The sequence below is a fragment of the Microbacterium sp. genome, from assembly GCF_036277215.1.
GTDB lineage: Bacteria > Actinomycetota > Actinomycetes > Actinomycetales > Microbacteriaceae > Microbacterium.
The window spans coordinates 1-9,555 of sequence record NZ_DASUNI010000124.1 but is presented as its reverse complement, the minus strand read 5'-3'; the positions used below and the strand labels follow the sequence as shown (position 1 = coordinate 9,555).

Sequence of the window (9,555 nt, the reverse complement as noted above, 5' to 3'; positions counted from 1 at the left end):
ATGGCGCCGATCCCCGGGGTCAGCGCCGACGTGGTCGACGACGACGGCGACGTCTGGCTCCTCGGTCGCGTCGACGACGTCATGAACATCTCGGGCCACCGGCTGTCGACCACCGAGATCGAGTCCGCGCTGGTGGGCAATGAGGCCGTCGCGGAAGCAGCCGTGGTGGGAGCATCGGACGAGACGACAGGTCAGGCCGTCGCGGCCTTCGTGATCATCAAGCAGAGCTACCGGGCCGAACACTCCCTCGACGGCCTGGCGCAGTCGCTGCGGGTCTGGGTGGCGGAGCAGATCGGACCCATCGCGCGCCCCCGCGACGTGTACATCGTCGAAGAGCTGCCGAAGACCCGGTCGGGCAAGATCATGCGGCGCCTGCTGCGCGATGTCGCGGAGGGTCGCGAAGTCGGAGACACCACGACCCTGGCCGACACCGCTGTGATGTCGGTGATCTCGGCCCAGGTGCGCTAGCCGACGCAGGCTCAGGCGTAGGAGAAGACGACCTCGACCTCGACGGGGCTGTCCAGCGGAAGCACCGGAACGCCTACAGCAGACCGGGCGTGGCGGCCGGCCTCGCCGAAGATCTCGCCGAGCACCTCGCTCGCGCCGTTGATGACGCCCGGCTGTCCCATGAAGTCCGGCACGGATGCGACGAACCCGACGACCTTGATGACGCCGGTGAGCCGGTCCACGCCGCCGACGGTGGCAGCGGCCGCGGCGACCGCGTTCAGCGCGCACTGGCGCGCGTACGTCGCGGCATCCGCTGCGGGCACGAGCCCGTGGCCGTCGCCGACCTTCCCCGTCGCCGGAAGCGCACCCGACACCATCGGCAGTTGACCGGCGGTGAACACCAGATCCGCATGTGCCTTCGCCGGCACATATGCCGCGACCGGCGGAACGACAGACGGCAGTTCGATGCCCAGCTCGGCCAGCCGCTCGGAGACGCTCATATGGCGGGCTCCTCGAACTGCTGGGCGGCCTGAGCCGCGGCATCCAGTCCCGCGTTGGCGGTCCCGCCGCCGGAAGGCCGCTTCAGGTAGGCGACCAGGCCGCCCTCGGGGCCGGGTACGACCTGCACGAGTTCCCAGCCCTGCTTGCCCCAGTTGTTGAGAATGGCTGCGGTGTTGTGGATGAGAAGGGGGGTGGTGAGGTACTCCCACGTGGTCATGAGGGTCTCCGAAAATCGGCAGGCGGAAATGGGAAAGCACCGTGACAGGGCGGGTCCGTCAAGGGTTCGCCCAGGTAGCTCCCCTACGATCAAGCCTATGCCTGAAACGAAACGGACGGCCAGCGGCGTGCTCGGCGGCATGTTGGGACTGGTCGGTCTCAGCGCTGTCGCGGGTGTTCTGATCACCGCCACCGTCACTCCCGCGATCGCTCTGTCCGGTGCCGCAGCGACGAGCGCGATCACGATGTTCGACAATCTTCCCAGCGTCCTGGACATCGACAAGCTCATGCTGCCGACGACGCTGTACGCGAAGAACCCCGAAACCGGCGAGGACGTCGAGCTGGCTCAGTTCTACGACCAGAACCGTTCTCCCGTCGTCTTCGACGAGGTGACGCCGGTCATGTACGACGCGATCCTCTCCAGCGAGGACCCCCGTTTCTACCAGCACGGCGGCGTCGATCTCATCGGCACCTCGCGCGCTCTGCTGCAGAACGCGCAGGGCGGCGGCGAGACCCAGGGTGGCTCCTCGATCAGTCAGCAGTACGTCAAGAACATCCTCATCCAGCGCTGCGAGCGCGACGCGACGACCAGTGAGGAGCTGCTCAACTGCTGGACGGACGCGACCACCGCGGTCGGCACCGAGGGCATCCAGCGCAAGCTTCAGGAGATGCGGTACGCGATCGCCCTGGAGCAGAAGTATTCCAAGAACGACATCCTTCTGGGCTACCTCAACATCGCCAACTTCGGCGGTCAGAACTACGGTGTCGACGCGGCAGCCAAGTACTACTTCGGTGTCTCCGCCAAGGATCTGACGCTGGGCCAGGCCGCGGCGTTGGCCGGCATCGTGCAGAACCCGAACACGTACCGCATCGACCAGCCGGCCAACGAGGTCAACGGCGCCGCCGACGGCTACTCGTTGACGAAGGTGCGCCAGACGTACGTGCTCGGCCGGATGCTCGAGGACGGCAAGATCACCCAGGAGCAGCACGACGCCGCCGTGGCGGAGCCGATCACTCCGGTCATCACTCCCGCGAGCACGGGCTGTGCGGCCGCGGGTGGCGCCGCTTACTTCTGCCAATACGTGAAGAACATCATCAAGACCGACCCCGCCTTCGGCGCGACCGAGGAGGATCGCATCCGCACCCTCCAGCGCGGCGGACTGAACGTCTACACGACTCTGGATTACCGCGTGCAGGTCCCGTCCGACAACGCGATGAAGGAATTCGCCCCGACCTCGATCGAGGGCATGTACGACCCGTCCACCGGCAAGTTCGGCTCGGCCGCGGTCAGCCTGGAGGCGACCACCGGACGGATCCTGTCGATCTCGCAGAACACCATCTTCAGCGAGGATGCCGCGCTCGCGAACGACCCGAATTACTCGTCACTCATCTACGCAGCCGACTACAAGTACGGCAACTCGACCGGCTTCGAGGCCGGGTCGACGTTCAAGCTGTTCACCCTGATCGACTGGCTCGAACAGGGACACTCGGTCAACGAGAGGCTCGACGGTCGGGTGCGGGTCATCAAGCGGATGACCAACAGCTGCAACGGCGATTGGGTGAACGTCGAGAACGACCGGATCGGCAACTTCGGCGGCGGCGGCGGATACGCCGGCACCGTCATGCAGTTCACCGCCGAATCGCTCAACTCCGGCTTCTTCGCCATGGCCGAACAGCTCGACCTGTGCGACATCCAAAAAGTCGCGACCAAGATGGGCGTGATGCGAGGTGACGGGGTTCCCGTGACCATGGACACCCAGTTCTCGGTGATCGGATCCAACAACGTGGCGCCGATGGCGATGGCCGGTGCGTATGCGACCGTCGCGAACAACGGCATCTACTGCCAGCCGAAGGCGATCGACCGCGTGACCGACGCGGACGGCAACGAGATCGCTCCCCCGCAGACCACCTGCACCCAGGTGCTCGACCCGAAGGTCGCCGCGACGGCCGCGTTCGCTCTGCAGGGAGTCATGCGCCCGGGCGGAACCGGCGCGGCGTCCAACCCCGAAGACGGAACGCCGCTCATCGGCAAGACCGGAACCCATGAGTCGTACCAGACCTGGATGGTGGAATCGAGCACCAAGGTCGCCACCGCGGTCTGGGTGGGCAACTCGATCGGCCAGGGCAACATCTTCGACCGGTATCACGACGGCATCCAGATGTCTCAGCTGAGGCACGAGATCGCCCCGAGGATCCAGGCTGCCGCGGATGCCGCATACGGCGGCGACCGCTTCCCGGATGCGGACTCCAACCTGACGCGCCAGGTCTACCGCGACCTGCCCAACGTCATCGGCATGTCGGTCGACCAGGCCACGGCAACGCTCGAGCAGGCCGGCTTCGACGTCTCGGTCGGCGAGGCTGTGGACTCCGCCGAGGCTGCGGGCATCGTGGCCGCTCAGAGCCCCGGTGCGGGCAGGGTGAGCGGTGGCACCCAGGTGACCATCAACCCCAGCAACGGGCAGGGCATCGCCGTGCCGGACGTCACCGGCAAGCAGCTCAATCAGGCGGTCAGCGATCTGCGCGCCGCCGGGTTCGGCAACGTGCAACCCGGACAGTGTACGGATGACGCGACTGCCGGCCTTCAGGGCAAGGTTTCGAGCACGAATCCGGCTGCGGGCACTGTCGTGAACCGGAATGCGGCCATCACGGTGGCGTACAGCCTTCTCAAGTGCCCCTAGTGGCGCCGACTCAGGCCAAGGCCGCCCTCACCGCTCTCGCAGCGGTGGGGGCGGTCGGCGCGAGCGCCGCCCTCTGGGGCATCGGCGTCGAGCGCTACCTGTTCACGGTGCGCGAGCACGGGGTGCGCGTCCTGCCGGTGGGCGCCGCCCCGCTTCGGGTCCTGCACCTGTCCGACGCCCACATGGCGCCGTGGCAGCGCCGCAAGCAGCGGTGGATGGCCGCGCTGGCCGACGAATGGCGACCCGATCTCGTCGTCAACACGGGCGACAACCTGGGGCACGCGGAGGGACTGCGCGGGCTGCGCGTCGCACTCGACCCGCTCCGCGGAATACCCGGGGTTTTCGTGCACGGGTCGAATGACCACGCTGCGCCCTCTCCGCGCAATCCGCTCCGATACTTCACCGGACCGTCGAAGGTGAAGACGACGGGCGAGCCGCTGGACACCCAGGCGCTCGACGGTTACCTCGGCGATGAGCTCGGCTGGCTCGACCTGAACAACGCGGTCGGCTCGCTCGAGGTCGCCGACGTCCGAGTCGACGCCTTCGGCGTCAGCGATGCCCACCGCGGCTGGGACAAGCTCGAGGTTCTCCCCGAGCTCCTTCACGACCTGCAGGCCGATGTCGCCCCCGCCGCGGTGACCATCGGAGTCAGCCACGCGCCGTACCGTCGCGTCCTCGACTCCTTCGTCGGACTCGACGCCGACATGATCTTCGCCGGCCACACGCACGGTGGACAGGTCCGCGTTCCGGGCTACGGAGCGCTCGTCGCCAACTGCGACATCCCCTTGCGCCAGGCGCGCGGCCTCAGTGACTGGACGCACGCGAGCCAGACCGTCCCGCTCAACGTCAGCGCGGGGCTCGGGCACTCCATCTACGCGCCGGTGCGCTTCTCCTGCCGGCCCGAGGCATCCCTCATCACCCTCCTCCCCCGAAACTGACCTCGCCGCACGCGGTCTCCGGCGATTCGGAGCATCGGTCTCCACGGGGTAGACTCGGGGGGTTGCCACGGGGTGTGGCGCAGCTTGGTAGCGCGCGTCGTTCGGGACGACGAGGCCGCAGGTTCAAATCCTGTCACCCCGACAGCAGAGAGGCTCCGCCGCGAGGCGGAGCCTTTCGCATCTCCCCCCGAGACAGGAGCACCGTGACCGAAACGCCTGCTGACAGCATCCCTCCCCGCCTCGTCGCGTTCGACCTCGACGACACCCTCGCGCCGTCCAAGAGCCCGATCGACCCGCGCATCGGCGCCCTGCTGATCGCGCTCGCCGAGCGCGTCGAGGTCGCGATCATCTCCGGCGGACAGCTCGAACAGTTCAAGGTGCAGGTGGTGGACAGACTCCCGGATGCCTCTGCCGAGACGCTGTCGCACCTGCACCTGCTCCCGACGTGCGGAACGCAGTACTACCGGCTCGAACGGGACGGAATCCACACCGTCTACGCCCACGCGCTGACGGACGACGAAAAGGCACGCGCGCTGCACGCGGTCGAGGGCGAAGCCCGGCGCCTCGGCCTTTGGGAGGCGGAGACCTGGGGCGACATCCTGGAGGATCGCGGTTCGCAGATCACCTTCTCGGCGCTCGGACAGCGGGCGCCGCTCGCGGCGAAGACCGCGTGGGATCCGAGCGGCACCAAGAAGAACACGCTGCGCGAGGCCGTCGCCGCGCAGATCCCGGACCTCGAGGTGCGCTCGGGAGGATCGACCTCAGTCGACATCACCCACCGCGGCATCGACAAGGCCTACGGCATGCGCCGGCTCGCCGAGCAGACCGGCATCGCGCTGGATGACATGCTGTTCGTCGGGGATCGCCTGGACCCGGACGGCAACGACTATCCGGTGCTCGCGATCGGGGTGCCCTGCCATGCGGTCGAAGGCTGGGAGGACACCGCCGAGTTCCTCGACGAGTTGCTGCCGACCCTGCCCGCGCGGGGCTGAACCCGGCCCGCAGTGGCCGTCAGACCGCCGCACCCGCGCGCGTCGACTGCCCCACCGGCACCAGGCGCGTCAGCTGCGTGACGTGCTTGGGCTCGAGCTCCTCGAGCGACGAGACGCCGAGGAGCTTCATGGTGCGCTCGATCTCGCTGCGCAGGATCGCGATCGCGCGATCCACGCCTTCGCGGCCGCCGGCCATGAGGCCGTAGAGGTAAGCGCGGCCGATGAGGGTGAACTTCGCGCCGAGGGCGATGGACGCGACGATGTCGGCGCCGTTCATGATGCCGGTGTCGATCATCACCGTCGCGTCTCTGCCGACCTCGCGCACGACGCTCGGAAGCAGGTGGAACGGGATGGGCGCACGGTCCAGCTGGCGTCCGCCGTGGTTGGACAGGATGATGCCGTCCACGCCGGCGTCGATGAGCCGCACCGAGTCCTCGACGTTCTGCACGCCCTTGACGACGATCTTGCCCGGCCAGATGTCGCGGATGATCGCGAGGTCGTCGAAGCTGATCGTCGGGTCCATCGCCGAGTTCAGCAACTCGCCCACGGTGCCACCGGTCGTCGAGAGCGACGCGAACTCGAGCTTCGGAGTGGTCAGGAAGTCGATCCACCACCACGGACGCGGGATGGCGTTCACGATCGTGCCGACCGTCAGCTGCGGCGGGATGGCGAAGCCGTTGCGCTTGTCACGCAGGCGGGCGCCGGCGACCGGCGTGTCGACGGTGAACTGCAGCGTGTCGAACCCGGCCGCAGCGGCTCGGCGTGCGAGACCGTACGAGATCTCGCGGTCGCGCATCACGTAGAGCTGGAACCAGTTGCGTCCGTCGGGGTTGGCCGCCTTGACGTCCTCGATCGACGTGGTGCCGAGCGTCGACAGCGTGAACGGGATGCCGGCAGCGCCCGCCGCGGATGCTCCCGCGCTCTCGCCTTCGGTCTGCATCAGACGCGTGAACCCCGTCGGCGCGATGCCGAACGGCAGAGCGCTCGGACCGCCGAGGATGGTCGTGGACATGTCCACGTTCTCAGCCGGGCGGAGGACGTCGGGGTGGAACTCGATGTCCTCGAACGCCTGCCGCGCCCGCGTCAGCGACAGCTCGCCCTCGGCGGCGCCGTCGGTGTAGTCGAACGCCGCCTTCGGCGTCCGGCGCTTGGCGATGGCGCGCAGGTCGCCGATCGTCAGTGCGGCGTCGAGGCGCCGCTTCCTGCCGTTGAGCTCGGGCTTCTTGAATTGCATGAGTTCGAGCAGTTCGGCGGGTTTGGGGAGCTGGCGCTTCACCATCGTCGGTCCTTTCGTCAGGTGCGGGCCAGGCCCGCTTCGGCGTAGTAGCCGGTGATGTGGTCATGGATCAGGGTCCGTGCCGACGCGGCGTCGCCCGCGTCGACCGCGGAGAGAATCGCGGCATGCTCGGAACGGAGCCGCCCGGCCGTGGCCTCCCAGTCGGCGATGCGGTCGGCACCGGCCTGCACGTACGACTCGATGGCAGTGCGCAGCCCGGCCATCATCGCGGCGATCACGACGTTGCCGGACGCCTCCGCGAGAGCGAGATGAAGTTGTGCGTCCAGAGCGAGGAACTCGCCGGGCGTCAGGTCCGCGGCATCCATCGCGTCGAGCACGGCGTGCGCATCGTCGGTGGATCGTGCGGGGTCGGCGGCGACCGCCTCGACGACCGCGGACTCGAGGACGAGCCGAGTGCGCACCACATCGTCGAGCGGGAAACCGTGCGCCGCAACCTGCAGCCTCAGCAGCGCCGACATTCCGCCACGCGGCGTCGCGATGATGATCGCCCCCGAGGTCGGACCGGAGCCGGTGCCGGTGCGCACCAGGCCGAGCACCTCCAGCACGCGCAGTGCCTCACGCACGCTGGAGCGTCCGACACCGAGCCTCACCGCGAGTTCGCGCTCGGGCGGAAGGCGGTCGCCGGGCGTCAGTCGCCCCTCGAGAAGGTCGTCCTCGATGCGCTCGAGCACGGTCTGCCAGGCGCGCGCGGCCGGGGCCGTGGTCGCATCCATGCGTCCTCCTCGTGTGGTCTGACCACAGTAGCATGTGGTCAGACCACAGTGCATCCCGCTCCCGCGTGGCCGTCGCCCTATCCTGTTCGCATGACGCCCCTCGTGCTCGTCCTGATCGTCGCCGCAGTCACCTGCGCGGGCTGCTGGATCGCCTCCCTTCTCACCAAGGACACCTCGTGGGTCGATCGCATCTGGTCGATCGTGCCCGCCGTGTACGTGTGGATCTTCGCGATCGCCGGGATGCTGGACGGAAACGATCCGTGGCGCCTGCTGTTCATGGCGCTCCTGGTGACGGCCTGGGCGGTGCGCCTGACATTCAACTTCGCCCGCAAGGGCGGCTACACCGGGATGGAGGACTACCGGTGGGCGATCCTGCGCGGACGCATGCGACCGTGGCAGTTCCAGCTGTTCAATCTGTTCTTCATCGTGCTGTACCAGAACGCGCTGCTCGTGCTCATCACGCTTCCGGCCCTGATCGCCTGGCAGAACCCCGCGGCCCTGACCGGATGGGATGTCGCGTTCGCCGTGCTCTTCACCGCGTTCCTCGTCGGTGAGTTCGTGGCGGATCAGCAGCAGTGGGAGTTCCATCGCGCGAAGGCTGCGGCGGGCGGTCGCCTCAAGCCCGGCTTCGTGACGACCGGGCTCTTCCGCGTCAGCCGGCATCCGAACTTCTTCTTCGAGCAGGCGCAGTGGTGGACGTTCTACGCGATCGGGGCCACCGCGGCGGTGGCATCGGGACTGGGTTTCTGGGGCGGCGCGATCAACTGGACGATCGCGGGGGCGGTGCTCCTGTCACTGCTCTTCGTGGGGTCGACGATCTTCACCGAGTCGATCACGTCGTCGAAGTATCCCGCGTACGCCGAGTACCGGCGCCGCACGTCGATGCTCGTGCCGCTGCCGCCGCGGCGCCGGACGAAACCCGCCAAGGGCGCACGGGCGGGCAAGCCCGCCAAGGCGCCGAAGGGCGGCAACGCGCCGCAGCCGGCGTGAGGCGCTGCGGACTCTCGCGCACAGCGTCGCCATTTCGGTGCCTCAGCGGCCCGATACCGGGAAAAACGTGCCGTCAGGGCACGGTCAGCGACGTTGTGCTCGCCGCCTGCACCAGCAGCGGGGGCGCTGAGCCTAGGCCGTGGCGTACCCGTCGGGGTTCTTCGACTGCCAGTTCCAGTAGTCGCGGCAGGAGTCGTCGATCGTGAGACGGGCCTTCCAGCTCAACTCCCGCTCGGCCTTGGACGGGTCGCAGTAGGTCGCGGCCACGTCGCCGGGCCGGCGGTCGAGGATCTGCTGCGGCAGGGGGTGGCCGACGGCCTTCTCGAACGACGCGATCAGCTCGAGGACGCTGACGGGCTTGCCGGTGCCGAGGTTGTACACGACGTAGCCCGGCTGTGCCTGCTCCAAGGCGGTCACGTGCCCTTCTGCGAGGTCGACGACGTGGATGTAGTCGCGCAGGCCGGTGCCGTCGGGGGTGTCGTAGTCGGCTCCGAACACGCCGATCTGCTCGAGCTTGCCGACGGCGACGCGGGCGACGAACGGCATCAGGTTGTTCGGGATCCCCGCGGGGTCCTCACCGATCAGTCCACTCGGGTGCGCGCCCACCGGGTTGAAGTACCGGAGGACGGTCACGTTCAGCTCGGGGTTGACCCGGGCCACATCGGCGAGGACGACCTCGTTGATGCGCTTGGACTTGGAGTACGCGTTCGACAGGTCGATGCTCGTCGTGGATTCCTCGGTGAACGGAAGATCGGCCGGGTCGGAGTAGACGGTTCCGGTGCT

The 9,555-nt window shown here is 68.2% G+C and carries 10 protein-coding genes and 1 tRNA gene; 6 read left to right on the top strand and 5 right to left on the bottom strand.

What is annotated here, in order from left to right; all coding sequences use genetic code 11:
- Positions 1-468 (top strand): AMP-binding enzyme (locus tag VFX99_RS06425; RefSeq protein WP_414684326.1); only part of this gene is annotated, 468 nt, incomplete at its 5' end.
- An 11-nt stretch (positions 469-479) separates the two neighbouring features.
- Here the strand turns inward: VFX99_RS06425 and VFX99_RS06420 are convergent.
- Both VFX99_RS06420 and VFX99_RS06415 read right to left on the bottom strand, forming a co-directional pair.
- The gene (locus VFX99_RS06420; RefSeq protein ID WP_329665485.1) at positions 480-947 is read right to left on the bottom strand and encodes a RidA family protein; all 468 of its coding nucleotides are present in this window, start codon (positions 945-947) and stop codon (positions 480-482) included.
- Entirely contained in the window at positions 944-1,165 is a 222-nt protein-coding gene (locus tag VFX99_RS06415; RefSeq protein WP_329665484.1) for a hypothetical protein, read from the bottom strand. The genes VFX99_RS06420 and VFX99_RS06415 overlap by 4 nt, the downstream gene beginning before the upstream one ends.
- A 97-nt stretch (positions 1,166-1,262) precedes the next feature.
- Between VFX99_RS06415 and VFX99_RS06410 the strand changes: the two genes are divergently transcribed.
- The 4 genes from VFX99_RS06410 to VFX99_RS06395 all read left to right on the top strand — a co-directional run bounded on the left by VFX99_RS06410 (position 1,263) and on the right by VFX99_RS06395 (position 5,772).
- Positions 1,263-3,842, top strand: a complete 2,580-nt coding sequence (locus tag VFX99_RS06410) for a transglycosylase domain-containing protein (protein ID WP_329665483.1) — start codon at positions 1,263-1,265, stop codon at positions 3,840-3,842.
- The gene (locus tag VFX99_RS06405) at positions 3,842-4,780 is read left to right on the top strand and encodes a metallophosphoesterase (protein WP_329665486.1); all 939 of its coding nucleotides are present in this window, start codon (positions 3,842-3,844) and stop codon (positions 4,778-4,780) included. Before VFX99_RS06410 ends, VFX99_RS06405 begins: the two co-directional genes overlap by 1 nt.
- Before the next feature lie 68 nt (positions 4,781-4,848).
- Positions 4,849-4,922: transfer RNA gene (locus VFX99_RS06400), tRNA-Pro, on the top strand.
- Positions 4,923-4,983: 61 nt separating this feature from the next.
- The gene (locus VFX99_RS06395) at positions 4,984-5,772 is read left to right on the top strand and encodes an HAD-IIB family hydrolase (protein WP_329665482.1); all 789 of its coding nucleotides are present in this window, start codon (positions 4,984-4,986) and stop codon (positions 5,770-5,772) included.
- 19 nt (positions 5,773-5,791) lie between these two features.
- On the opposite strand, the gene VFX99_RS06390 is transcribed toward VFX99_RS06395, so the two are convergent.
- Positions 5,792-7,051, bottom strand: coding sequence for an alpha-hydroxy acid oxidase (locus VFX99_RS06390; RefSeq protein ID WP_329665481.1), 1,260 nt, complete (start codon positions 7,049-7,051; stop codon positions 5,792-5,794).
- Between the two features lie 14 nt (positions 7,052-7,065).
- Entirely contained in the window at positions 7,066-7,782 is a 717-nt protein-coding gene (locus VFX99_RS06385) for a FadR/GntR family transcriptional regulator (RefSeq protein ID WP_329665480.1), read from the bottom strand.
- Positions 7,783-7,872: 90 nt separating this feature from the next.
- On the opposite strand from VFX99_RS06385, the gene VFX99_RS06380 reads away from it, so the two are divergent.
- On the top strand, positions 7,873-8,772 hold the full coding sequence (locus VFX99_RS06380) for a DUF1295 domain-containing protein (protein WP_329665479.1): 900 nt from the start codon (positions 7,873-7,875) through the stop codon (positions 8,770-8,772).
- Positions 8,773-8,904: 132 nt separating this feature from the next.
- On the opposite strand, the gene VFX99_RS06375 is transcribed toward VFX99_RS06380, so the two are convergent.
- Positions 8,905-9,555, bottom strand: a 651-nt coding sequence (locus tag VFX99_RS06375) for an NAD-dependent epimerase/dehydratase family protein (protein ID WP_329665478.1), incomplete at its 5' end; no start/stop codon positions are given.